The sequence below is a fragment of the Microbacterium sp. TPU 3598 genome (assembly GCF_002356155.1).
GTDB classification, from domain to species: Bacteria; Actinomycetota; Actinomycetes; order Actinomycetales; family Microbacteriaceae; genus Microbacterium; species Microbacterium maritypicum_A.
Map to the genome: position 1 here is coordinate 2,987,355 of NZ_AP017975.1, position 22,752 is coordinate 3,010,106.

General features: G+C 68.5%; 23 protein-coding genes. 9 read left to right on the top strand and 14 right to left on the bottom strand.

The window, feature by feature from the left end; genetic code table 11:
* Window positions 1-69: 69 nt before the first annotated feature.
* From MST3598_RS14255 to MST3598_RS14275, 5 genes are all read right to left on the bottom strand, one after another.
* Window positions 70-723 carry an HAAS signaling domain-containing protein gene (locus MST3598_RS14255; RefSeq protein ID WP_029258213.1) on the bottom strand — a complete coding sequence of 218 codons (654 nt, stop codon included), beginning with the start codon at window positions 721-723 and terminating at the stop codon, window positions 70-72.
* Window positions 720-1,052: a PadR family transcriptional regulator gene (locus MST3598_RS14260; protein ID WP_036271430.1), complete on the bottom strand. Its 333-nt coding sequence runs from the start codon at window positions 1,050-1,052 to the stop codon at window positions 720-722. The genes MST3598_RS14255 and MST3598_RS14260 overlap by 4 nt, the downstream gene beginning before the upstream one ends.
* Window positions 1,053-1,155: 103 nt before the next feature.
* Window positions 1,156-2,094 carry a sugar ABC transporter permease gene (locus tag MST3598_RS14265; protein ID WP_029258214.1) on the bottom strand — a complete coding sequence of 313 codons (939 nt, stop codon included), beginning with the start codon at window positions 2,092-2,094 and terminating at the stop codon, window positions 1,156-1,158.
* Window position 2,095: 1 nt separating this feature from the next.
* The gene (locus tag MST3598_RS14270) at window positions 2,096-3,700 is read right to left on the bottom strand and encodes an ABC transporter permease subunit (protein ID WP_029258215.1); all 1,605 of its coding nucleotides are present in this window, start codon (window positions 3,698-3,700) and stop codon (window positions 2,096-2,098) included.
* Window positions 3,701-3,769: 69 nt separating this feature from the next.
* Window positions 3,770-4,978: a sugar ABC transporter substrate-binding protein gene (locus tag MST3598_RS14275; RefSeq protein WP_029258216.1), complete on the bottom strand. Its 1,209-nt coding sequence runs from the start codon at window positions 4,976-4,978 to the stop codon at window positions 3,770-3,772.
* Window positions 4,979-5,163: 185 nt separating this feature from the next.
* On the opposite strand from MST3598_RS14275, the gene MST3598_RS14280 reads away from it, so the two are divergent.
* The 3 genes from MST3598_RS14280 to MST3598_RS14290 all read left to right on the top strand — a co-directional run bounded on the left by MST3598_RS14280 (window position 5,164) and on the right by MST3598_RS14290 (window position 7,185).
* Window positions 5,164-5,595: a hypothetical protein gene (locus tag MST3598_RS14280; protein ID WP_029258217.1), complete on the top strand. Its 432-nt coding sequence runs from the start codon at window positions 5,164-5,166 to the stop codon at window positions 5,593-5,595.
* A gap of 13 nt (window positions 5,596-5,608) precedes the next feature.
* The gene (locus MST3598_RS14285; RefSeq protein WP_017829222.1) at window positions 5,609-6,097 is read left to right on the top strand and encodes a YajQ family cyclic di-GMP-binding protein; all 489 of its coding nucleotides are present in this window, start codon (window positions 5,609-5,611) and stop codon (window positions 6,095-6,097) included.
* Window positions 6,098-6,552: 455 nt separating this feature from the next.
* A complete protein-coding gene (locus MST3598_RS14290; RefSeq protein ID WP_021201136.1) occupies window positions 6,553-7,185 on the top strand; it encodes a GntR family transcriptional regulator in 633 nt (210 codons plus the stop codon).
* A 6-nt stretch (window positions 7,186-7,191) separates the two neighbouring features.
* Here the strand turns inward: MST3598_RS14290 and MST3598_RS14295 are convergent, their stop codons facing one another.
* The 5 genes from MST3598_RS14295 to MST3598_RS14315 form a co-directional block, all read right to left on the bottom strand.
* Entirely contained in the window at window positions 7,192-8,199 is a 1,008-nt protein-coding gene (locus MST3598_RS14295) for an alpha/beta hydrolase (RefSeq protein ID WP_029258218.1), read from the bottom strand.
* A 71-nt stretch (window positions 8,200-8,270) separates the two neighbouring features.
* Window positions 8,271-9,644, bottom strand: coding sequence for an FAD-dependent oxidoreductase (locus MST3598_RS14300; RefSeq protein WP_029258219.1), 1,374 nt, complete (start codon window positions 9,642-9,644; stop codon window positions 8,271-8,273).
* Between the two features lie 62 nt (window positions 9,645-9,706).
* On the bottom strand, window positions 9,707-10,768 hold the full coding sequence (locus tag MST3598_RS14305; RefSeq protein WP_021201139.1) for a polyprenyl synthetase family protein: 1,062 nt from the start codon (window positions 10,766-10,768) through the stop codon (window positions 9,707-9,709).
* 46 nt (window positions 10,769-10,814) lie between these two features.
* Window positions 10,815-11,534, bottom strand: coding sequence for a class I SAM-dependent methyltransferase (locus tag MST3598_RS14310; protein WP_029258220.1), 720 nt, complete (start codon window positions 11,532-11,534; stop codon window positions 10,815-10,817).
* The gene (locus tag MST3598_RS14315; RefSeq protein WP_029258221.1) at window positions 11,531-12,094 is read right to left on the bottom strand and encodes a hypothetical protein; all 564 of its coding nucleotides are present in this window, start codon (window positions 12,092-12,094) and stop codon (window positions 11,531-11,533) included. The genes MST3598_RS14310 and MST3598_RS14315 overlap by 4 nt, the downstream gene beginning before the upstream one ends.
* Before the next feature lie 56 nt (window positions 12,095-12,150).
* Between MST3598_RS14315 and MST3598_RS14320 the strand changes: the two genes are divergently transcribed.
* Window positions 12,151-13,404: an isochorismate synthase gene (locus MST3598_RS14320; protein WP_029258222.1), complete on the top strand. Its 1,254-nt coding sequence runs from the start codon at window positions 12,151-12,153 to the stop codon at window positions 13,402-13,404.
* A gap of 13 nt (window positions 13,405-13,417) precedes the next feature.
* On the opposite strand, the gene MST3598_RS14325 is transcribed toward MST3598_RS14320, so the two are convergent.
* Genes MST3598_RS14325 through MST3598_RS14335 form a run of 3 tightly spaced genes read right to left on the bottom strand, consistent with a single transcriptional unit; the run spans window position 13,418 to window position 16,291 of the window.
* Window positions 13,418-14,260, bottom strand: coding sequence for a polyphosphate kinase 2 family protein (locus MST3598_RS14325; RefSeq protein ID WP_029258223.1), 843 nt, complete (start codon window positions 14,258-14,260; stop codon window positions 13,418-13,420).
* Window positions 14,261-14,276: 16 nt separating this feature from the next.
* Window positions 14,277-15,926, bottom strand: a complete 1,650-nt coding sequence (gene menD / locus MST3598_RS14330; RefSeq protein ID WP_051670916.1) for a 2-succinyl-5-enolpyruvyl-6-hydroxy-3-cyclohexene-1-carboxylic-acid synthase — start codon at window positions 15,924-15,926, stop codon at window positions 14,277-14,279.
* A 14-nt stretch (window positions 15,927-15,940) separates the two neighbouring features.
* The gene (locus MST3598_RS14335; RefSeq protein WP_021201145.1) at window positions 15,941-16,291 is read right to left on the bottom strand and encodes a PLD nuclease N-terminal domain-containing protein; all 351 of its coding nucleotides are present in this window, start codon (window positions 16,289-16,291) and stop codon (window positions 15,941-15,943) included.
* 75 nt (window positions 16,292-16,366) lie between these two features.
* Between MST3598_RS14335 and MST3598_RS14340 the strand changes: the two genes are divergently transcribed.
* The 5 genes from MST3598_RS14340 to MST3598_RS14360 all read left to right on the top strand — a co-directional run bounded on the left by MST3598_RS14340 (window position 16,367) and on the right by MST3598_RS14360 (window position 21,457).
* Window positions 16,367-16,792, top strand: a complete 426-nt coding sequence (locus tag MST3598_RS14340) for a hypothetical protein (protein ID WP_021201146.1) — start codon at window positions 16,367-16,369, stop codon at window positions 16,790-16,792.
* A 73-nt stretch (window positions 16,793-16,865) separates the two neighbouring features.
* Complete coding sequence (locus MST3598_RS14345; RefSeq protein ID WP_029260036.1) at window positions 16,866-17,519, top strand: DsbA family protein; 654 nt, start codon at window positions 16,866-16,868, stop codon at window positions 17,517-17,519.
* A gap of 90 nt (window positions 17,520-17,609) precedes the next feature.
* Window positions 17,610-18,422 (top strand): tyrosine-protein phosphatase, encoded by an 813-nt coding sequence (locus MST3598_RS14350; RefSeq protein ID WP_029260035.1) that lies wholly within the window; start codon window positions 17,610-17,612, stop codon window positions 18,420-18,422.
* A 45-nt stretch (window positions 18,423-18,467) separates the two neighbouring features.
* Window positions 18,468-20,543 carry a bifunctional lysylphosphatidylglycerol flippase/synthetase MprF gene (locus MST3598_RS14355; protein WP_029260034.1) on the top strand — a complete coding sequence of 692 codons (2,076 nt, stop codon included), beginning with the start codon at window positions 18,468-18,470 and terminating at the stop codon, window positions 20,541-20,543.
* 98 nt (window positions 20,544-20,641) lie between these two features.
* Window positions 20,642-21,457 (top strand): nucleotidyltransferase domain-containing protein, encoded by an 816-nt coding sequence (locus MST3598_RS14360; protein ID WP_029260033.1) that lies wholly within the window; start codon window positions 20,642-20,644, stop codon window positions 21,455-21,457.
* A 3-nt stretch (window positions 21,458-21,460) separates the two neighbouring features.
* Here MST3598_RS14360 and tet(42) read toward each other — a convergent pair whose 3' ends face one another.
* Window positions 21,461-22,747, bottom strand: coding sequence for a tetracycline efflux MFS transporter Tet(42) (gene tet(42) / locus MST3598_RS14365; protein ID WP_231494481.1), 1,287 nt, complete (start codon window positions 22,745-22,747; stop codon window positions 21,461-21,463).
* Window positions 22,748-22,752: the final 5 nt, after the last annotated feature.

Consider the following 22,752-nt stretch of genomic DNA (forward strand, 5'->3'; position numbering starts at 1 on the left):
GCTCCACGCTACGGCCGAAGCCCCGACAGGCTGCGGAGCAACGCCGATATCCGGCAACGGCAGCGCCTGTCATCCTGCGGTGCGCCCGCGAAGTCGCCACAGCAGCCACAGCCCCGAGAGGGGGACGAGGAGGAACCCGAGGAGGATGAGGACGTGCCACTCCCCCACGCCGGGGACGAGGGGGTTGACGGCGGCAACCTCCGGGGGCGTCCCGGTCCCCGAGGAGCTGCTTCCCGTCTCCGACGAGGCGAGGGCCGTCAGCGTCGAGACCGTGAGGAACGAGATGCCGGTGACGACGAACGGCACGACGATAGCGATCGCCTTCTCCCAGGCCCTCCAGAGTGCACTCGCGCTCACGAGCGCGGCGCCGACGAACCAGCCGACCACGGGCACCACGATCCCTCCGAAGCTCAACGTGAGCGCCGCAGCGATCGCGAACCCTCTCGTCGATGTCGCGGGCGGACGGGGTGTGGGCGCTGCGGCGATCGTGGGAGCACCGACGATCGTCGCCGAGGGCACCTCCGCCTGGGCTTCATCCGCGATCACGACCGGATCGCCGAGATGCGCGATGCGCGCCGCCGTCGCTTCGGCGTCCAGTCCCTGCAGCTCTTCGAGGATGCCGGCACGGATGTCGCTCGCGACACCGTGCGGCAGGTTGCGCATGGCCTCGTCGAGCCGCGCGAGGTAATCCGCACGGAGGTCGTCTGCGGTGAGCTCTGTCATGGTCGTCCCTCTCCGACGATGCCCGTGACGACACGGGCGAATGGGGTCCACTGCGCACGGAACCGCTCGAGCTGGTCGGTCCCGCTGGCGGTGAGCCGGTAGTACTTGCGCACCGGACCGCTTCCGGAGGGCTGGTCGAAGGTGGTGACCCAGCCGTTGTCCTTCAGCCGCCCGAGCAGCGGGTACAGCGTCCCGATACTGGCGATCAATCCCGCACCGGTGAGTGCGTCGGCCAGCTGCCAGCCGTACATCGGCTCACGCGCGAGCAGACCGAGCACGCAGTACTCGACCACGCCCTTGCGCATCTGGGCGCCGACGTCCGCTGTCATGCATGACAAGGTAGCATGCGAGACAAGTGAGCGGGAAGCGCCGGGGAGAGGAGGACCCGGGGAGGGACGGCGGTCGCCACCGAAGGGACGACCGCCCGTGCCGTCAGCCCTTCGTCGCGCCTGCCGTCAGCCCGCCCACGATGTACTTCTGCAGGAAGAGGAACAGGATCATCACCGGGATCGCGGCCATCACGGCGCCGGCCGAGAACGCGGACCAGTCTGCATACCGCGGGTTGGCGACGAGCTTGGTGAGTCCGACGACCAGCGTCTGCTGATCCACGTCGACGAGCATGACACTCGCGATCACGTACTCGTTCACGGTGCCGATGAACGACAGCAGGCCGACCACTGCGAGGATGGGGGCGACCAGACGCAGGATGATCGTGAAGAAGATGCGCGCATGACCGGCGCCGTCGATCCGGGCCGCCTCGTCGATCTCCTTCGGAATGGTGTTGAAGAAGCCGTACATCAGGTAGGTGTTCACGCCGAGCGCTCCACCGAGGTACACCAGGATCAGCCCGGTGTGCGTGTTGAGCCCGATGGCGGGGAACCAGTCCCCCAGCGTCGACATGAGCAGGAAGATCGCGACCACGGCGAGCAGCTGCGGGAACATCTGCACGACGACGATCGTGACGAGACCGACCCGTCGTCCGGCGAACCGCATGCGCGAGAAGGCATATGCGGCGCAGGCGCCGATGAAGACGGTGACCGCGCCGGTGACGACGGCGATCAGCAGCGTGTTGAGGAACCAGGTGCCGTACGGGTTCTGCGGGTCGCTCAGGATGCGCACGTAGCTGTCGATACCGATCGCGGAGAAGAGCTGGTTCGAGCCCGTCAGCGTCCCCTTCGGGTTCAGCGAAGCGGAGACGACGTAGAGCAGCGGGAACAGGGCGAAGGCGCTCACGACGATCGCGACGAGGTGTCGCCATCCGGTGTCGGCGAACCACGCGCCGAAGCTGCGGCGCCGCGGAGCGAGGCTCTGCAGGTCGTCGGTGGAGCGAGTGTCGGCGGATCGCCCGGTGGTGGGGCTGTGGGTGCTCATGTCAGTTCAGCTCCTCGAGGGCCTTGGTCTTGCGGAAGCTGATGATCGAGATCGTGGCCACCACGATGAAGATCAGGATCGTGAAGGCCGACGCCAGACCGTAGTCGCGCGTCTGCCCCGTGAAGGCGACCTTGTAGACCATCGAGATCAGGATGTCGGTGTGCCCGACGGGGATCGACACGTCGCTGAAGCGCGGACCGCCCTTGGTGAGCATGTAGATCAGGTTGAAGTTGTTGAAGTTGAACGCGAACGACGAGATCAACAGCGGCGCGACGGTGACCAGCAGCAGCGGCAGCTTGATCCGCCGGAAGACCTGCCACGGGTTCGCGCCGTCCATCACCGCGGCTTCGTTCACATCCTCGGGGATGCCCTGCAGGGCGCCCATGCAGACGAGGAACATGTACGGGAAGCCGAGCCACAGGTTCACCAGCAGCACAGACACCTTCGCGAGCACCGGGTCGGTGAGCCACGGGATCGCGGCCCCGCCGAAGATCACCTGGTTGATGAAGCCGAAGCTCTCGTTCATCATCCCGGCCCAGACCAGCGCGGAGAGGAACGCGGGGAACGCGTACGGGAGGATGAGGATGATCCGGTATCCGTTGCGGAATCGCATGCGGGTGTTGTTGAAGACGAGCGCGAGCAGGAGTCCGAGGAAGAACGTCGTCGCGACAGAGATCAGCGCGAACGCGAAGGTCCACAGCGTGACCGAGATGAGCGGCCCGCGGATCGACGAGTCGGTCACCGCGCGAACGAAGTTGTCGAACCCGACCGTCGTCTGCCATCCGGGGAGGAGCTGCTCTCCGCCTTCGGCCGTGAAGGCTCCGTCACCGGTGTCCGCGTACACGGTGCCGGTGGTGGTGTCGGTGATGGTGTCCGCGGCCTCGTCGTATTCGAGCGTCGAGACGTACAGGTAGCCCTTCTGCCCGTCGGGAGCCCGCAGGCTGCCGTCGTTCGGATCATCACTGAAGGGGACCGAGAGCTTCTCCAGCTCTTCGGAGAGGGTGAAGACGGTCGCGAGCGGGAGCGTGGTCCAGCCGTCGACCGCGACGGCCTTCCCGCCCTCGAACCGGGCGTCGACCTCTTCCAGGGGCTGCTCCGCGGTGCCGAGCAGCGCGTCGCCGGACTCCGGATCGGTCGCGAGCAGCCCGTAGGTGCCGAACTGCTCGACCACCGTGACGGGGTAGGTCGGCGAATCCTCGACCCGCTCCTGGGCCGATGCGAGGAGCGAGGAGATCGCCTGGTCCTTGGTCCCGTTGTGACCCGTGCCGTAGTTCGTGAACCCGATGTAACCGGTGTAGAGCAGGGTGAAGACCTGGAACACGACCAGGAAGATGATGCCCGGCGTGAGGTACTTCGCCGCGATGCGCTTGCGGGAGAAGTAGATGTAGTTGACGAGGACGGCGACCACGACGACAATGCCGAGGATCAACCACTCCTGGTGGGCGAAGAGCACGAAGGCCGCATACAGCGCGATCGCGTCGACCACCGCCAGCAGGAGGATCTTCAGCAGCATCCAGCCGATGGGTCCGGATGCGGCCTCCGCGATCTTCGCGGCCTGGCGCTGGCGTCTGGTCGGAGGAGCTGTGCGCTCGTCGGTGTCTGTCATGTCGTCCTCGTCATGATCCTGCCGGGGCGGACGAAGACGCCCACCCCGGCAGAGTCAGTGTTCTGGCTGTTACTTGATCGCGGCGGTCACGTCGTCGACGAGCTTCTGCCACGTCGTCGTCGGGTCCTCGCCGTTGATGATCGCGGCCTCGGCCACGCCCCAGTACTGCCAGACCGCACCCATGGCCGGGATGGCGGGCATCGGGACGGCGTCGGCGCCGACGGCCTGGAAGCCGGCGATGATCGGATCGGCAGCCGCGGTGTCGGCGGCAGCGGTCAGCGCGGGCAGGACGTTGCCGGCCTTGAACAGCTCGAGCTGCACGTCTTCGGTGCCGATGTAGTTGACGAGGAAGTCGTTGGCCGCGACCTTGTTCTTCGACTCGGAGCTCACGAAGAAGCCCTTGACGCCGGCGAACGGCGAGGCGGTCTCACCGGTCGGGCTCGGGATCGGGTCGATCGCGACGTTGATGCCCGCGTCGGTGGCCGCGCCCACGTTCCACGGACCGGTCAGCCAGAAGGCCGCGGTGCCGTCGAGGAACTGCTGCTTGGCGATCTCGCCGTCGACGTCGGTGTTCAGCACGCCCGCTGCGCCCTGCGCGCCCAGCCAGTCGGCGAACGCGAAGCCGCCCTCACTGCCCAGCTGGAGGTCGGTGGAGTCGTAGCTGCCGGTGTCATCGGTGCCGAACACCGGGGCCCCGAAAGCGGTCTGGAACGGATACAGGTGGTACGGGTTGCCCTCGGTGCCCTGCTCCACGACGAACGTGCCCTTCGAGACCATGTCGTCGAAGCTGGTCGCGGCGGCGGGAACGAGATCGGCGTTGCGCAGGACCGCGATGTTCTCGACGGCGTACGGAAGCATGTAGACGGTGCCATCGTAGGTGGCGGCCTGCAGGGCGACGGGGAGGTAGTCCTCGGAGCTGTCACCCAGCTCGATCGGCGCGACCACTCCGTTCGTGGAGAGCTCGCCCAGCCAGTCGTGCGCGCCCATGACGATGTCGGGGCCCTTGCCGGTCGGGACCTGCTGGATGAAGTCGTCCTTCATGTCGTCGACCGACTTGCCCGTGAGCTCGACCTTGACGCCGGTCTTCTCCTGGTAGGCGTCTGCCGCGCCCTGCAGTGCATCGACGCGCTCGGCATCGACCCAGACGACCAGCTTTCCGCTGTCGTCGGAGCCCGAGGTGTCGTCGCTGCTGGTCCCCGTGGAGCAGCCGGCAAGCGTCAGAGTCGAAACGATGGCGATCGCGCCCGCGGCGACGATGCCCCTCTTGTTCACCTTCATTGGTGTGTGCCTCTCTCAGTGCTGATCACCTGCAAGGACTGCAAGCGCTTACAGTATGCATCGAAATCGACGCTGTTTGCAATGAGAGTGGGCGTCGATATCAACCCGTGACCGAGAGAAGGGTGCCCGTCAGGTGTGAAAACGCTTCCACCTGCAGAGAAGAGGTCGCCCCGTAGACTGCCGACATGGCTGATGGTTCGCTTCGCATCGCGCGGATGACGGCAGGGATCGTCCTGGCGTTCTCCGCTGCTGTCCTCAGCGGGTGCACCGCGTTCGCCACCGGCTACGCCGTTCTGGACCGTGAAGCCGAAGGCGCAGACGCCCTTCCGGACGCGTTCATCGAGCAGGACCCCGCAGACATCGCCGACCTTTCGTCGGCGCGGTACGTCGGCGAGCATTCCGGCAGCTCGCTCTGGCTGTTGCGCGGGCTGGATCAGGGCTCTGTCTGCATACTCGCCTACCGGGACGAGACCGCAGGGATCATGGGGTGCGGCAGCGAAGGCGGCCCCGTCGAGATGAGCGGCCCCGCCGGCCATCTCGTGACCGTTCCGGACGACTATCCCACCCCGGACGGAGCCACCCGGATCTCCGACAATGTGTACGCGCTGAGCCCCTGAGTAGGATGAAACCATGGCTGACAGTTCATTTGACATCGTCTCGAAGGTCGACCACCAGGAGGCGGAGAACGCCCTGAACCAGGCCCGCAAGGAGATCGAGCAGCGCTACGACTTCAAGGGCACCGGTGCGTCGATCGCCTGGAGCGGCGAGAGCATCCTCATCATCGCGAACACCGAGGAGCGGGCCAAGGCCGTGCTCGACGTGTTCCAGTCCAAGCTCATCAAGCGGGGCATCTCCCTGAAGAGCCTCGAGTCGGGCGACCCTTTCGCCAGCGGCAAGGAGTTCCGCATCGTCTCGACGCTCAAGGACGGCATCTCCTCCGAGAACGCGAAGAAGATCAACAAGATCATCCGCGACGAGGGCCCCAAGGGAGTGAAGAGCCAGATCCAGGGCGACGAGCTGCGCGTGCAGTCCAAGAGCCGGGACGACCTGCAGTCGGTCATCGCACTGCTCAAGGGTGCCGACCTCGATCTCGACTTGCAGTTCATCAACTACCGGTAAGCCGCCGCGACACGTCGCGGGGAGGGGGTCGGGTGCAGCGCACTCGGCCCCCTCTCTCGTCATTGTTGGATTGCATACCGATATATGGGTTGCGGTGCCCAAGACTGGGAGTGGTCGACTCAATGCGACCGATGACGCGAACGCCGCATGACGCACTGCCGTCGTAGGGCTACGCGATCTCGGGATTGCGAGCTTGCCCTCGTGGGGACGAGGCCGCGGCAGTTCCATGCGCTCGCGTCTTCGGTGGCCGGCGGATGCCCTGCATCCGCCGGCCACGGAACCGCGAGCAAGAAGACCGCGAGTAAGAAGAGCCCACCTGAGTCACGCTGCGCGCCCCCACGCGGTTCGCGGACTCGGGTGGGGCTGTTGGCATCCGATGCGACTTCATGATGTAGTTGCCCTCCCGGGCGAATCATGGGGCGCTCGGGATCAGAAGGACAACTGGGGGCAGGTCCATGGCGAGTATCGGATCGACGAACATCGGAGAGAGCAAGCAGCTCTTGGCCGAGGAGGTCTTCCACCACATCGGAAGGCAGATCATCGACGGCACGTTGGCAGAGGGTGAGCGCATCCGCGATGTCGACGTCGCCGAAGAGCTGCATGTGTCGCGCACACCTGTTCGAGAGGCGCTTCAGCGCCTGGAGCGACTGGGAATGGTCACGATGTACCCGAGCCGGTACACCGAGGTCACGGCGGTGACGCCCGAGACGATGGCGCAGTCGCTCGAGTTCGCGGGGTATCAGGCCGGAATCGCGGCGCGACTGGCGGTGCCGAGGCTCACGGCGGCTCAGCGCGAGCATGTCATCACGCTCGTCGCCGCGATGAATGCGTCATTGGACGACCTGGCGACGACCTCCGGCGCCCGTTGGGCCGTGTTCTCGTACCTGGGCTCGCACAGCGGCAACGAGCAGCATCGCACACTGATCGACGATGCGAGCATGGTGCTTTTCCGCAACCTTCGGGACTGGGTGGTTCCCGCGTCCGATCGGGCGCGGATGGGGCAGGTCTACGACGATTTCCGCGACGCCGTGCGCGATGCCGACGGCGATGGAGCCGAACGCCTGGTCAGGGCGATGTACTACCTGTGAGCCCCGTCACAGCGCCGCGCGCCAACCCGTGACCCATCTGTCCAAGCGCCGGTAGGCGTCCTCCCGCGCGTCGTGTCGGGAGAGGAAGACGTCGTGGAGCGCGCCGTCGATGCGCTCGACGGTCACACTGGGACCGAGGCGGAGTGCCGCACGCGCGATGTCGTCGACCACCAGCACCGAGTCGGCGGAGGTGAGATCGTTCGACCAGCGCGTCGGCGGCACGAATCGTGCCGAGAGCAATACACATACCGGTGCGGTGATCGACAGCCCCGCGGCCACCGTCTTGTGCCCGGAGAGCACGGCGTGCAGCCACCCCGCGTACACCGCCATGGTCTGCGCGGGACGCCACACCGGGTTGACCTCCATCGGGTCGTCCGGATCGGCGACCTCCTGCTGCGCGCGGGTGTAGAAGCCGAGGTCGATCTGCGGTGCGGCCTCCATCGGCCGGATACGCGCCTGCAGCTCGACCATCGGCGCGATCGCGGCCCTCGCCGGCGCGAACTGGAATTCCAGCCAGGGGCTGTTGAGGATCACCGCGTCGGCCGCGCCCGGGTGCCGGGAAGCCCACAGGCTCAACGTCAGGCCGCCCGTGGAATGCCCGAGAAGAACGAGTCGTCGATCGGATTCGAGGCCGCCCTCACCTCGACCCATCGCATCCAGCGCCGCCCCGATGTCCTCGTCGTAGATGGCGAGGTCGGCGATGTAGCCCGGGGTCTGCCCGTCGCGGAGGCTGCGACCGTACTTCCGCAGGTCGAGGGCGAAGAAGCGGGCCCCCCGAGACGTCCAGAATCGAGCGAGCCGCTTCTGGAAGAAGTAGTCGGACCAGCCGTGCACGTACAGCACATCGACTCCGTCGAGAGGCGGACGATTGCCGCTCGCCCGCGCCCACAGACCGGGCCTCTTCGGCAGCGCACGCACCAGAGTCGCCACCACGGGGCCCTGATCGTCCGTGCCGAGATCGAGTGTCAGCTGCTCGAACTCGTCGCCCAGGACATCAGGGATCCACTCGGCCATGCGTTCCTCCCCCGTCGTCGCCAGGCTAGCCGAGAGCGCGACCGCTCGGGGGAAGGCCGACCGCGACCGCGCTATTCGCCGCGCGAGACGCGGACCATCTCGTCGCGCGGGACCACCTTCACGCGGGCGCGCTCCTCCGGGGCACCGAGAGCGATCTCGTGCTCGTCGAGGCGGTGCCAGCCATCGAGGTCGGTCCAGCGCACACCGCGCTCCTGCAGGAGTTCGACGATCGCCTCCTCCGAGGGGTCCTCCGGGTGCCACCAGGAACCCTGATCGTTGATGATGTGGCGCACGGTCTCCATCGCATCGGACTTCGTGTGCCCGATCAGCCCGACCGGGCCGCGCTTGATCCATCCGGTCGCGTAGATGCCGGGCACGCGGTCGTTCGAGTCCTTCGCGAGGACCTGGCCCTCGCGGTTCGGGATCACCCCGTGCTTCTTGTCGAACGGAACGCCGGGAAGCGGGGATCCGAAGTAGCCGATGGCACGGTAGAGAGCCTGCAGGGGCACCTCGCGCAACTCGCCGGTGCCGACCGCGCCACCCTGGCCGTCGGGCCGGGTGCGCTCGTACACGAGAGCCGCGACGCGACCGTTCTCGTCCTTGCGGACCTCGACCGGCTTCGCCCAGAAGTGCAGATGCAGACGGCGCGATGCCGTGCCTCCCGCGTTGTTGACCGAATCCCGTTTGCGCCACGACTGCAGGATGCGATCGATGACCATGACCTGCTTGTTGCTGGCGACGGCGTCTTTGGCGGCATCGTCGTAGTCGAAGTCCTCGTCGTAGACGACCATGTCGACGTCGCGCAGCTCGCCGAGCTCGCGCAGTTCGAGCGGAGTGAACTTGACCTGCGCCGGCCCCCGCCGCCCGAACACGTGCACATCCGTGATCTCGCTGGCCTTGAGGCCCTCGTAGACGTTGGCCGGCACCTCGGTGACGAGCAGGTCCTCCGCGTGCTTGGCCAGCATGCGGGCCACGTCGAGCGCGACGTTGCCGTTGCCGAGCACGCCGACGGAAGCGGCGTCGAGCGGCCATTCACGCGGCACGTCGGGGTGGCCGTCGAACCAGCTGACGTAGTCCGCCGCCCCGTACGAGGCGACGGCATCGATGCCGGGGATGTCGAGCGAGGTGTCACGGATCGCACCGGTCGCGAAGATCACCGCGTTGTAGTGCTTCTTGAGGTCTTCGAGGGTGATGTCCTCGCCGAAGCGGACGTTGCCGAACAGGCGGATGTCACCGCGGTCCAGCACGTCGCGAAGGGCGGTGATGATGCCCTTGATACGGGGGTGGTCAGGGGCGACGCCGTAGCGCACCAGTCCGTACGGCGCGGGGAGTTGTTCGAACAGGTCGATCGAGACGTCGAACTTGCGCTCCGCCTTCAGCAGGATGTCCGCCGCGTAGATGCCGGCGGGGCCCGCACCGACGATGGCCAGTCTGAGCTTGGTCATGGGAGGTCCTTTCGTATGCCGTCGCAGCCGGTGCCCGCGGCCCGAAGGGCCGCCGCGCGGAGTCAGCTGGAGCGTTCGGCGAGGGTCTCAGCGAATCGGGTCAGCGCCTCGCGCACGGTTCCGCGCGGGAGAGGTCGGAGAGCGTCGACGGCGTCGCGCGTCCACGCGTGGGCGAGCTCGAGGGTCTTCTGCGTCACGACGTGGTCGCGCAACTCGTCCAACGGGCCGTCGAGGATGGCCGGGTCCGCGCCGTCGGCGATGAGGGCGACGCCGTCATCGATGCGCGCCGCGAGGTCGATCGACGCCTCGTCCCCCTCCGCCTTGAGCAGCAGATACGGCATCGTCGGAACGCCGGCGCGCAGGTCGGTGCCCGGCACCTTGCCGGTCTCCTCGGGCTTCGCGGAGAGGTCGATCACGTCGTCGAGCAACTGGAACGCGACTCCGATCTTCTCGCCGTACACGCGCAGGGGCTCCTCGTACTCCGAGGGAGCGTTGGAGAAGATCACCCCGCCCTGCGTGGCCGCGGCGATCAGGGAGCCCGTCTTGTCGGCGAGCACCTGGATGTAGAACTCGATCGGGTCGTCGCCGTCCTGCGGTCCCAGGGTCTCGTGCATCTGACCGAGCACCAGACGCTCGAACGTGTCGGCCTGGAGACGGATGGCACGCTCCCCCAGCCGCGACATCAGCTGGCTGGCGCGGGAGAACAGGATGTCGCCCGTGAGGATCGCGATGTTGTTGCCCCACACGGCATGCGCGGCGGGAACCCCTCGGCGGCGGTCGGCACCGTCCATCACGTCGTCGTGGTACAGCGAGCCGAGATGCGTGATCTCGAGGGCCTTCGCGACGTCGATGACCTCGGTGGTGTTGCCGTCGCCGAGCTGCGCGGCGAGGAGCGTGAGCACGGGACGGATGCGCTTGCCGCCCGCCTCGTACAGGTAACGGCTGGCGGCGTCGGCCAGCGGGTCGGCGACGCGGACGTCGTCGGCCAGGCCGGTCTCGACGAGCTCCAGCCCGTCTTCGATGGCGCGCGCGACACGTCGGGCGGCAGGGCCGATGAAGACGCGATCGCTGAAGCCGAGACGGCTCGCCAGTCGCGAACCCGGGGCGATGGGGCTCGAAGTCACGTTCTCAGCCTACCTTCGTCGGATGTCGAGGTTTCGCCCGAGAGACTCACTCCGGCTTGCGCGCTCTGTGCAGGGCCACGATGCCGAACGAGAGATTGCGGTAGGCGACGTCGCTCCAGCCCGCCTCGCGGATCCAGGCGGAGAGCCGCTTCTGGTCCGGCCACTCGCGGATCGACTCGTTCAGATAGTCGTAGGCGTCGCCGTTCGTACCGGCGACGCGGGCCACCCGCGGGAGCACCTGGGCGTTGTAGAAGCGGTAGGCACTGCGGAAGAGCTTTCCCGGCGGGGTCGAGAACTCGTTGATCACGAGTCGCCCTCCGGGCTTGGTCACGCGGTAGAGCTCGCTCAGCGCCTTCTTCGGATCGTTCACGTTGCGCAGCGCGTACGACATCGTGACCGCGTCGAACGTCGCATCCGGGAACGGAAGATCCGTGGCATCGGCCTGCACGAACGACAGGTTGCGCATGGCGCCGTGCCGGCGCTCGCCCTCGGCGAGCATGCCGGGAGAGAAATCGGCCGCGACCACCTCGGCACCGCTCCGCGCAAGGGACGCCGACGACGAGGCCGTGCCCGCCCCCAGGTCGAGGATCCGCTCCCCCGGCTTCGGAGCGACCGCTCGGGTGGTCGCCGCACGCCACAGCACGTCGTTGCCGAAGGTCATCGCGGTGTTCGTCCGGTCGTACCCTGCGGCGACCTGGTCGAACATGCCGCTGACGCGGGCGGGGTCCTTGCCGAGATCGGCGCGGTTCTTCTCGTTCGAGGTCACGAGTTCAGTCTAGGCGCGAGGCCCAGCGCTTCGAGGCGGTCGAGCCAGGGATCGGCGGTCGCATCGTCGAACGGCGCGACCCGGGCCCGCACCCGCTCCTCGAGGTCGAGCGCGAGGGCTTCCAGATGCGCCATGACATCGGTCGGGTAGCCGTAACGGGCACTGTGGTCGGCCCATTCGTCGCGGTCGTCGACCCACGTTCCCCGTTCCCCTTCCACGCGCACCACGTCGAGGTCCATGTCGATCCCGGTCGCCAGCAGCGGATCATCGGACCAGCCGATGTCCCACCCCAGATCGATGTAGATGCGCATGCCCTTGCGGTGACGGCGATTGACGGTGAGCGCATGGTCACCGCTCGCCGGGACCAGGGTGACGTTCGGACCGCCCGCGTGGAACTCGGCGCCGGGGCGCACACTGTGCCATCCGACGGGCTGCCCGATCCAGTCACCCCACTCGTCGGCGCCGAGATAGACGCACTCGTGCCGCCAGTGCGGCGAGCCATCCCATTTGCGCCATTGGAAGACCATCTCGGTGCCGGGTGCGGGACGTGCGTCGCTCATCCGCTCACCCTACGACCACGCGGATCCATGCGCCCTGAGCGGCATAGGCTGGAGGCGTGCACACCACCCACCTGGTCGTGGAGACCCGCGAGATCGAACCGGTCGAAGACCTCCTGGCCTACGCGGACCCCGCCCGCCCTCTTGCCTGGCTGCGCCGCGGAGACGGGATCGTCGCCGTCGGCCGACCGCTCACGGAGATCCGTCCCGCGGTCGAAGCCGGAACGTCACGCGTCGAGACCCTCGCGGCTGCCTGGCGCACCATGGCGGCGCAGTCTGAGATCTCCGACCCGATGGGCCTCCCGGGCACGGGGCTCGTGGCCTTCGGGGCATTCGCGTTCGACGAGGACTCGGCCGCGGACAGCGTGCTCGTGGTGCCCACGCAGGTGGTGGGGCGACACGGCGACCGGTTCTGGCGCACCACGCTCCGCCTCGCCGGTGCTCCGGACGACCGTGACGAGCTCGTCACCCAGCCCTACGGCCCGCACTGGGCCGGCACCGTCGGCCCCGGAGCGCAGAGCCCGCAGGGATACCAGGATTCGGTGCGCCGCGCCCTCGCCCGCATCGCCGACGGAGACCTGAGCAAGGTCGTGCTGGCCCGCGACCTCACCGGGAGCATCCCGGCAGGCTCCGACCTGCGTCGGCTCGTGCGTGCCCTTTCGACCGGCTACCCCGACACGTGGGCGTTCGCCGTCGACGGGCTGATCGGTGCGAGCCCGGAGACGCTCGTCACCGTGCACGACGGAACCGTCACCGCACGGGTGCTGGCGGGGACGATCGGCCGTGGCGCGGACGCCGACGCCGACACCGCCGCATCCGCTCACCTCGCGTCGAGCGTCAAAGACCTCGACGAACACCAGTACGCCGTGCAGAGCGTGCTCGCCTCGCTCCGATCCCACACCCGGGCGCTGGCGGCGAGCGAGCAGCCCTTCCTGTTGAAGCTGCCGAATCTGTTCCATCTGGCCACCGACGTCGAGGGCGAGCTGGCCGATGGGGAGAGCGCGCTCGACCTGGTGCGGGCACTGCATCCGACCGCCGCCGTCGCCGGCACGCCGACACCGGCGGCGATCGACGCGATCCGCGAGCTCGAACCCTTCGACCGCGGGCGCTACGCCGGCCCCGTGGGCTGGGTGGATGCCGCCGGCAACGGCGAGTGGGCGATCGCGCTGCGCTGCGCGCAGTTCGCCGAGCGCCAGGGAGAGATCGGCGTCACGGCCTACGCAGGCGCCGGAATCGTCGCCGGCTCCGACCCGGAGAGCGAACTGCTCGAGACGCGCGTGAAGTTCCGCCCCCTGGTCGACGCGCTGGCCTGACCGCGGCCGACCCTCAGCTGGCGGCGAGACGCTTCTTCTCGGCCTCGACATCGAAGTCGGCACGTGGCCACTGCGGGTCGATGTCTTCCAGGGCCGCGAGCAGCAGTTCCTGCACGGCCAGCCGGGCGTACCACTTGGCGTTCGCGGGGATCACGTGCCACGGAGCCACCTCGGTCGAGGTGCGATCGAACACGGCCTGGTACGCCTCCATGTACTGCGGCCACAGCATCCGCTCGTCCACGTCGCCGGGGTTGTACTTCCAGTGCTTGTCCGGACGCTCGAGTCGCTCCATCAGCCGCGACTTCTGCTCTTCCGGTGAGATGTGCAGCATGACCTTGACGATGCGGGTGCCGGATGCCGCGACCCGGGACTCGAACTCGTTGATGGCGTCGTAGCGGCGCTCGATCTCGTCCGGCGGGGCGAGTTCGCGCACACGCCCGATCAGCACATCCTCGTAGTGGGAGCGGTCGAACACCCCGATGAACCCCGGTTCAGGCAGACGCTTCTCGATGCGCCAGAGGAAGTCGTGCGCGCGTTCCTCTGCCGTCGGCGCCTTGAACGCGGCGAGCGCGACGCCCTGCGGGTCGACGCCGCCGACGACGTGCCGCACGATGCCGCCCTTGCCGGCCGAGTCCATCGCCTGCAGCACCAGCAGCACCGCATCCTTCGCCACCCCTGCCCGACTCTCGGCGAAGAGCCGCTCCTGCAGCACATTGAGGTCGGTGAGCCCGGCTGCGAGGTCGGAGACCCCGCGGGACTTGCCGTGGTCGTATCCGGGCTTGGCGTCGGGGTCGATGTCGGCGAGACGGAATCCCTCGTCGACTCGCAGCGTCTGCGTCCAGGTGTGCGCGTTCATACGCACATCCTGCCAGTCAACGCGCCAGTGGCACCTCGATGATCTGACGTCCACCACGAGGCGAGGTCAGGGCCTGATCCAGTGCCGTGCGGGTGGTGACCCGCTGGTACTCCCAGCCGTACGCGAGAGCGAGGTGCTCGAGGCGGACCGTGTGCGGCGTGTAGAAGGCGCGATCGAGGTCGCCGGGGCGTGCTGACGATGCGACCTCGAGAGAGTCGAAGATCGTGCCCCCGCCATCGTTGCCGACGACGACCTGCAACCGGGGCTCGGTCTCGTCAGGCGGCAGCAGCAGGGCGCCGACGTCGTGCAGGAAGGCGAGGTCGCCCAGCAGCACCCGCGTCACGCCGGGGGCGCCGGCAGCCTGACTCGCGATCGCGACTCCGGTCGCGGTGGCGATCGTGCCGTCGATGCCGGCGAGACCGCGGTTGGCATGGACGGGGACCTTCTTGCCGCCGAGCACCTGATCGGCGACGCGGACGAGCCGGGAGGAGCCGAACACCAGGCGGTCGTGCGGCCAGGTGGCGCGCCACACGGCATCGACGAGCAGCTCGCGATCGAGCGGACGGCGGACGGCGTCGAGCTCGGCCTTCACAGCTTGCCTGCGCGCCGCGAAATCGGAGGACGCCAGCGCTTCCGGATCGGGGGCGCGCTCGCTCAGGTCGACGGTCTCGGCCGCGGATGCTCGCATCCACTCCCCGAGCCAGCTGCGATCCGCGACGCCCGGAGCGACGACGACGGCGTCGACCCCCCTCGTACGGTGATTGAGGTTCAGCTCCTCGCCGCCGCGGTGCACGGCCACGACCTCGATATCCTGACGCGAGAGGAGTGCGGCGACCTCACGACTGAGTGTCGGATGCCCGAGGACGACGACCCGCTCGACGCGTCCGCCGAGATCCTCACGCGCGAGCAGTCGACGGTAGCCGTGCACGATCTGGCGTCCGAATCGCGCGCCGCTCACGATCTCGGCGATCAGCGGCCAGCCTCCGACGTGCGCGATCTCCTCGGCAGCGGGGCCGGCGTCGGCCCCGGCGACCACGACGGTGCGCGGCCCGCGGTCGAGTTCGAACGGTGTGCTTCTCAGAGCCTCCGGCGCCTCGCCCGGGGTGATGGCGATCGAGGGCAGATCGCCCGAGAGCGGTTCCCGGGACGGGAGGTTCAGATGCACGGGTCCGGAGATCCCGCGAAGGCCGCTCTCGACCTCGCGAGCACCCATCGCCGCGGCCACGGCCTGCGCAGCGAGTCCCGACCAGTCGCCATCCCCGGGCACCGGAGCGTCCAGCTGGTCACGCACCCACGGATGGAAGAGGCCGTCCTGGAGCGTCGCCTGGTTGGCACCGACCCCGCGCAGCTCGGGCGGCCGGTCGGCGGTGAGCAGCAGCAGCGGCACCCCGGAGTGGAAAGCCTCCATCACCGCGGGCAGCAGGTTCGCGACGGCCGTTCCCGAGGTGCACACCACCGCGGCGGGCACGCCCGTCTCACGGGCGATTCCGAGAGCCGTGAAGCCGGCGACCCGCTCGTCGATCCGGACGTGCACCCGGACGTGTCCGTCATCGGCGGCCCGTACCGCGGCGAGCGCGAGGGCCTGCGAGCGTGAGCCCGGAGACACCACGATGTGGCGCACGCCCTGGGCGACGAGGTCGGCGATCAGGGATGCCGCAGCATCCATGGCCGGCGACGGGGTCACGGGCGCTGGTCCGTGGCGGGAGGCTCGTCGGTCTCCTCGTCCAGACGGGCGAGCTCCTCTTCGAGGCGGCGGATGCGCGCATCCTGCTCGGTCTTGCTGATGCTGCGCAGGAAGGCCGGGTCGTCGTCGGGCGCGACGACCGGACGGACCCCGGGATCGTTCGCACGTCGACGGCCGATCACGAACCAGAGGATGCCTCCGATCACGGGAAGGAGCACCACGATCAGGATCCAGACGGGCTTGGACACACCGCGGTGCCGCGTCGCCGGCTGCACTGCGCAGTCGACGATGCTGAACACCCAGAACACGGCGGCGAGGAAGCCGCCGACGATCAGTAGTCTCGCCACCCCTCCAGTGTAGGCGCGCCACGGCTTCCCCGGCCCCGGGGAGGACAGAGGCGCCGTTGCTAGACTGCGCGGGAAATGCTGCCCTCATCGCCGGATCCGATGCCGCGAGCGCGGGCCGAGCGGATGCTGATCGCCCGGGTGATCACCGCCGTCGGCCTCGCGCTCCTACTCGTGGTCGGCGCCTGGTCGACCTCGCGGGGTTCGGCCGATGTGCATGCGACGCTGTGTCTCGCCTCCGGCGTCTCGGAGTCGACGGCTGCCGCCCCGACGGCAGGTGACCCGGCGGCAGCGCCCACGATCGACGTGCTCAGCTCCGGTGTCGGGATCTGCCTGCTCGCGGTGCTCGGCGGCGTCGCGCTGGTCCTGCTGTTCCGCCGGCTCGCCGGGGGCACCCGGCCGCTCGGCACCCGCGCCCCGCGCACGGTGTCGCCGAGTCGCGCGGGTCCGCGCGCCTTCGTCCCCGCCCTGACTCTCACGCAGCTCTCCATCTCCCGCACCTGACCCGCCGACGCGCGCATCGAGCCGCCCGAAAGCGGCACCCTTCCCTCGTCGTACCCGTGTGTCTGGAGACCCCATGAAGAACTCTGTCAAAGCGACCCTGATCGCCATCGCCGTCGCCATCGTCCTGCTGATCGCCGGAATCGTCTTCGCGATCAGCCAACAGCAACCCGCCGCGCCCGCGGAGGGCGGAGAGCCGCAGCAGACCGTCCGCACCGATTCCCATGTGCTCGACGACGGGGGCGAGGGCGCCGTGACCGTGGTCGAGTTCCTCGACTTCGAGTGCGAGGCGTGCGGGGCGTTCTACCCCGTCGTCGAAGACCTCAGGGAGAAGTACGACGGCGAGATCACGTATGTCGTCCGCTACTTCCCCCTGCCCGGGCACATCAACTCCACGCAGGCCGCGCTGGCCGCCGAGGCCGCCGGGCAGCAGGACCGCTTCGAGGACATGTACCGCCGTCTGTTCGAGACGCAGGCGCAGTGGGGCGAGCAGCCCGAGGAGACCCCCGAGGTGTTCCGCGGGTTCGCCCAGGATCTCGGGCTCGACATGGGCGCGTACGATGCCGCGATCGCCGACCCGGCCACCGCGGAGCGCGTGCAGTCCGACAAGGCCGACGGCGAGAAGCTCGGGGTGAACAGCACGCCGACGTTCTTCATCGACGGCGAGAAGATCGTGTTGCAGGAGTGGGATGACCTCGAACAGGCCATCGAGAAGGCCGTGAACGGCTGACGTGGAAAGGCGGATCGCGCGGCTTCCGTGTCGAAGCCGCGCGGTCCCGCCGCACCGATATTCTGGCCGCATACCCAGGAGAGGGCCAGAATGACCATCGACATCACGACCGCCTTGCAGACGACCCACAACGCCCGCGAACTCGCCGGGATCCCGACCTCGGGCGGCGGCACGCTCGCCTCCGGTCTGCTCTTCCGATCGGACGCGCTCGCCGCGCTGACCGACGAGGGGATGCAGGCGCTGGCCGACCTCCGCATCGGCACCGTGATCGATCTGCGCACCGAGGGCGAACGCGCACGCGCCGCGGATCGCCTGCCCGACGACGGCAGCGTGACGCTCCTGACTCTGCCCATGCAGGGCGGCGCGATGGACGAGATGGTGAAGCAGCTGCTCCCTGCAGCCAACGGAGCGGGACTCTCGGTGACCCAGGTCGCCGAGGTGCTGAAGCAGGTGCCGACGTTGGAGGAGCTGTACGTCTCGATCCTGGCGGCCAGCGCCACCCCGTTCGCGACCATCGCGCGGACGGTGCTCGAAGCCTCGCGCACCGAACGACCCGGCGTGCTGTTCCACTGCACTGCGGGCAAGGACCGCACGGGGCTCGCCGCCGCGATCCTGCTGCTCGTCGCCGAAGCACCTCGCGAGGCGATCGTCGAGGACTACACGCAGACGGAGAAGAATCTGGCGCGGGGTTTCGCCGAAGCCCTCACCGCACTGATCACCTCGCTCGGCGTCCCCCTCACGCCGGCCCTGAAGACGCTCGCGACCGAGGCTCCGGCATCCGCCATCGAGGCTGCGATGGACTGGATCGACGACAACCACGGCGACGTCGCGGGCTATCTGCGAAGCGGCGGTCTGACCGACGACGAGATCGCCGACCTTCGTCGAGTGCTTCGTGGGGAGTAGGAGTGCCCGCGCCCGTGCGGACGCAGCCCTCGCTACGCTGAGCGCATGACCGAGGAGCACTCCCCCTCTCCCCATCCGGTGATGGCCGTCGTCCGGCGCATTCCGGCGACGCTGACGATGGTGCTGCTGATCATCGCGGTGGGGGTCGTCTGGAGCGGCCTCTGGGCGCCGTTCGAGGACACCGCACTCTTCCAGACAGTCGCCTACGGGCTCCCGAACCTCGCCGACGGCAAGTGGTGGACGCCCCTGACCGGCACGTTCTTCGTGAACCAGCCCTGGGTGTACCTGTTCACGATCGCAGGCTTCTGGGGTATGGGTTACCTGGAGTTCCGTCGCGGATCGCGCGTGGCGCTCGCCTACTACTGGCTCGGTCAGCTGTTCGCGATCTTCGCCACCGCCCTGCTGCTGTACGTGCTCTCGCAGTTCCCGTGGGCGTGGGCGGCGGAGCAGGCCCAGGCGCTCGACGTGGGAGCATCGGGCGGCACCATGGCGTGCATCGCCGCCGCGGTCGGCCTGTTCCGTCCGCCGTGGCGGGTGCGCGGCTGGCTCATCCTGCTCGGCTTCGTGTTCATCGCGATGCTCTTCTGGGGCAAGGTCGCCGACCTCGAGCACCTGCTCGCGGTGCTGCTGATCCTCGTCGTCGACCGATCGCTGCGGGTGCGGCACACGACGGTCCGCGAGCAGCGGCTGATCGCCGTGGTGGCGATCCTCGTCCTGGGCGCCGTCGAGATCATCACGACCTTCCTGCCCACGGACGGACCCTTCGGACCGACCGATCCCGCGTCGGGAGGATTCATCGACCTTGCGATCGACCTCGTCGTGATCCTCGTGCTCGTGAACGGGCTCCGTCGCGGGCGGCGCTTCGCGTGGGTGCTCGCGATCCTGCTCGGCCTGTTCAACGTCTCGGGCGCCGCGCTGGTACTCACCCTCATCATCATCACGAGCCAGGCGGAGCTCGATCTGCGCTGGGACGGTGAGACCGAGCTCGCGATGGCCAACGGCTTCCTGTGGCTCATCATGCTCGTGTACCTGGTGTGGGTGCGACGCGCGTTCCGAGCCAAGCGCCGCGCCAAGCTGGGCATCCAGCCCGCTCCGAACGTCGATGACATGAAGCGCGAGCTGCGCACTCATGGCGGCGGGACGCTCTCGTGGATGACCACCTGGGAGGGCAACAGCTATGCCCGGGTGGCCGGCGGCATCGTCGCGTACCAGCGTCGCAACGGCGTCGCCCTGGCCCTGGCCGACCCGATCGGCCCGGCGGAGACACGCGCAGAAGCCGTGAACGATTTCATCCACGCCGTGGAGCTCGCCGGCCTCGTTCCCTGCTTCTTCAGTGCGGATGAGGCCACGCGGGCGGCCGTCCCCTCGACCTGGCGCAGCATCGTCGTGGCCGACGACACGATCGTCGACCTGCCGGGGCTGGAGTTCACGGGCAAGCGCTGGAACTCGGTGCGCACCTCACTGAACAAGGCCGGTCGCGAGGAGATGACCTTCCGCATGACGCACCTCAAAGCGGAGCCGTGGGGTGTGCAGCAGCAGCTCAGAGCGATCTCGGAGGCCTGGGTCGGAGACAAGGACCTGCCCGAGATGCGCTTCACCCTCGGCACCCTCGACGAGGCCGAGGATCCGGAGGTGAGGCTCGCCCTGGCGCTCGCTCCCAACGGCGACGTCGACGGTTTCCTCTCCTGGCTGCCGGTGTACGGCGACGACGGTGCGGTGCGGGGCTGGACCCTCGACCTCATGCGTCGCCGCGAAGGCGGTTTCGGGCCCGTCATGGAGTATCTGATCGGCTCCTCGGCCAAGCAGTTCGCCGAGGAGGGCGCGCAGATCATGTCGCTCTCCGGCGCGCCCCTCGCCCACGACTACCCGCCGGACGCCGGGATGATCGCCGCTCTCAGCGACCGGCTGGCCGATGCGCTGGAACCGGTGTACGGCTTCGGGTCGCTGCATCGGTTCAAGCAGAAGTTCCACCCCCGGTACGAGACCATGTATCTCCTCTTCCGCGACGAGAGCGACCTCACCCGCATCGGTGGAGCACTCACGCGGGCGTTCCTGCCGGATGCGACGCTGCGCCAGTTCGCGGGTGCCGGGCTCGAACTCGTACGGGGCGGGAAGGACTGACGGAGCCCACGCCGTCCGAGAACGCGTCGGGTGGGTCGATCTCCGGATGGCGTCTGTTCTCTCCGACGGCGTGAGACCACGTGAGTACGATCGGTGTCGTGCTCGATGAAGACCGCCTCCGCTCGATGGCCGACGAACTGAGCCGGGTTCCCGGCGTGCGTGCCGTCGCATTGGGCGGCAGTCGCGCCCGCGGGACGCACCGACCCGATTCCGACATCGATCTGGGGCTCTACGTGGACTCGGATGTCGACCGCGCCGGTATCGCGCGCGTGGCGAGCGGGTGGACGGGCGAACCCGTCGAGGTCGCCGAGCGCGGCGGATGGGGACCCTGGGTCGACGGCGGCGCCTGGCTGATGGTCGACGGCGTGCCGGTCGACCTCATCCTCCGCGACGTCACCCGCGTCGGAGAGCAATGCGCTCGCGCCGTCCGCGGCGAGTTCGCCTTCCACACCCAACCGGGTCACCCCCTCGGCTTCCTCGATGTCGCCTATGCGGGCGAGGTGGCCACCAGCGTGCCGCTTCGCGATCCGGAGGGACTCCTGGTCGGTCTGGCACGGAGCGTCACCCCCTATCCCGCGGCGCTGCGCGAGGCGTTCCTCACGAGCCTCTGGCAGGTCGACTTCCTGCTGAACGCGGCCGTGAAGGGCGCGAAGGCGGGAGACGTCGCATACGTCTCCCTCTGCGGAACCACGACGGCCATGCTGACCGCGCACGCCTGGCACGCCGCCGCCGGGAACTGGGTGACGAACGAGAAGGGGCTGGTGCCGAACGTGGCACGCCTCCCGATCGACTCGGCGGGATTCAGCGCGTCGGCGGCACTGGCACTCGGGAATCTCGGCACGACGCCGGAGGAGTTGCTCGCCTCGATCACGCGGTTGCGGGAGCTGCCGCGTCCGGCAGCTCCCGCAACCTGATGCTCAGCCGACGGTCTCGACGGCTTCGACCGGAGTCGCTCCCACACCATCGGTGACCGGGCGCTTCGCGGTGTTCGCGATGTGTGCACGGCTGACCACGATCACGGCGACGATCATCAGTGCGACACCGAGCCAGTACGGGGCGGCGTGGCTGACCAGCGCGTAGAGCGCCCCCGCGATGAGCGGGGCGGCCGTGCCCATGGCCGCGTTCAGTGACTGCGTCGCTCCGCCGAGCCAGCCCTGCTCGTCGTCGCCCACCGCGTTCGACATGGCACCGTCCATCGCCGCCTGGGATGCTCCCTGGCCGGCAGCGAGCATGAGCGCACCGACGATGAACACCCACGGCTGGGCGAAGATCGACGCGACGATGGCGAGCGCCGCGAGACCGACCATCTGCGCGACGATGCCGCTGATGATCACGCCGCGCTCACCGATGCGCGGGAGCAGGATGCCGAGCAGCACACCCTGGATGAGGATGTCGATGATGCCGACGGCCGCGGTCAGGAGTCCGATCTGCGTCGGCCCCCACTGGATGGAGTCCAGCGCGAGGACGCTGAAGTTGTTCACGAAGAAGCCGAACGGCAGGGCGAGCAGACCGAAGCCGATCATCAGTCCGCGCAGCTCCTTGCGCCCGAACGCCTCTTTGAAGACCGCGAACGGCTGCACGTCACGCAGCCGGATGGCGCTGATGCGATTGCCGGGCTTGAGGCTCTCCGGAAGCAGGAAGATGCTGAGGATCGCGATCGTGAGGGCGACGGCGGAGGTGAGGAAGACGGGAAGCTGAATGCTCACCGCGGCGAGCAGACCACCGATCCCCGGGCCGACCATGGTGCCGATTCCCGTGAGAGCGCCGAGGAGACCGAAGCGTTTCGCCCGCTGTTCCGGCGGGGTGATGTCGGCGAGGTAGGCGAAGAGGGCGGGGAGATCTCCCGCGGTCAGGCCTTGGATCATGCGCGCGAGCACGAGGACCCAGATCGCACCGCCGATGCCGAACAGCGCCATCGAGAATGCGGCGCCGAACGCGGCGACGATGATGACGGGTCGACGACCGAAGCGGTCGGAGAGCCGGCCGAGGAAGGGGGCGACCAGGAAGGCGCAGAGGCCGTTGACGGCCTCGAGCACGCCCACCCAGATGGCGAGGTCGCTCTCGTGCGAGACGTATTGCAGCACGACGAAGGGCAGGACGGGAAGGACGACCGTCATACCGATGACGGTGAGCATCGTGAGCACGATGAGCATGATCCACGCGCGGTTCTGATCCCGTCGCGTGAGGACGTTGGGTGAAGTCATACCGA

Bases quoted from the DNA above. Each gene is read 5' to 3' on its own strand.
- MST3598_RS14350 (WP_029260035.1), top strand. From the start codon at position 17,610: ATGACCATCGACATCACGACCGCCTTGCAGACGACCCACAACGCCCGC.
- MST3598_RS14315 (WP_029258221.1), bottom strand. From the start codon at position 12,094: ATGAGCGACGCACGTCCCGCACCCGGCACCGAGATGGTCTTCCAATGG.
- MST3598_RS14260 (WP_036271430.1), bottom strand. From the start codon at position 1,052: ATGACAGCGGACGTCGGCGCCCAGATGCGCAAGGGCGTGGTCGAGTAC.
- MST3598_RS14300 (WP_029258219.1), bottom strand. From the start codon at position 9,644: ATGACCAAGCTCAGACTGGCCATCGTCGGTGCGGGCCCCGCCGGCATC.
- MST3598_RS14280 (WP_029258217.1), top strand. From the start codon at position 5,164: ATGGCTGATGGTTCGCTTCGCATCGCGCGGATGACGGCAGGGATCGTC.
- MST3598_RS14340 (WP_021201146.1), top strand. From the start codon at position 16,367: ATGCTGCCCTCATCGCCGGATCCGATGCCGCGAGCGCGGGCCGAGCGG.
- MST3598_RS14265 (WP_029258214.1), bottom strand. From the start codon at position 2,094: ATGAGCACCCACAGCCCCACCACCGGGCGATCCGCCGACACTCGCTCC.
- MST3598_RS14290 (WP_021201136.1), top strand. From the start codon at position 6,553: ATGGCGAGTATCGGATCGACGAACATCGGAGAGAGCAAGCAGCTCTTG.
- MST3598_RS14345 (WP_029260036.1), top strand. From the start codon at position 16,866: ATGAAGAACTCTGTCAAAGCGACCCTGATCGCCATCGCCGTCGCCATC.
- MST3598_RS14255 (WP_029258213.1), bottom strand. From the start codon at position 723: ATGACAGAGCTCACCGCAGACGACCTCCGTGCGGATTACCTCGCGCGG.
- MST3598_RS14295 (WP_029258218.1), bottom strand. From the start codon at position 8,199: ATGGCCGAGTGGATCCCTGATGTCCTGGGCGACGAGTTCGAGCAGCTG.
- MST3598_RS14355 (WP_029260034.1), top strand. From the start codon at position 18,468: ATGACCGAGGAGCACTCCCCCTCTCCCCATCCGGTGATGGCCGTCGTC.
- MST3598_RS14325 (WP_029258223.1), bottom strand. From the start codon at position 14,260: ATGAACGCGCACACCTGGACGCAGACGCTGCGAGTCGACGAGGGATTC.
- MST3598_RS14275 (WP_029258216.1), bottom strand. From the start codon at position 4,978: ATGAAGGTGAACAAGAGGGGCATCGTCGCCGCGGGCGCGATCGCCATC.
- MST3598_RS14285 (WP_017829222.1), top strand. From the start codon at position 5,609: ATGGCTGACAGTTCATTTGACATCGTCTCGAAGGTCGACCACCAGGAG.
- menD (WP_051670916.1), bottom strand. From the start codon at position 15,926: ATGGATGCTGCGGCATCCCTGATCGCCGACCTCGTCGCCCAGGGCGTG.
- MST3598_RS14270 (WP_029258215.1), bottom strand. From the start codon at position 3,700: ATGACAGACACCGACGAGCGCACAGCTCCTCCGACCAGACGCCAGCGC.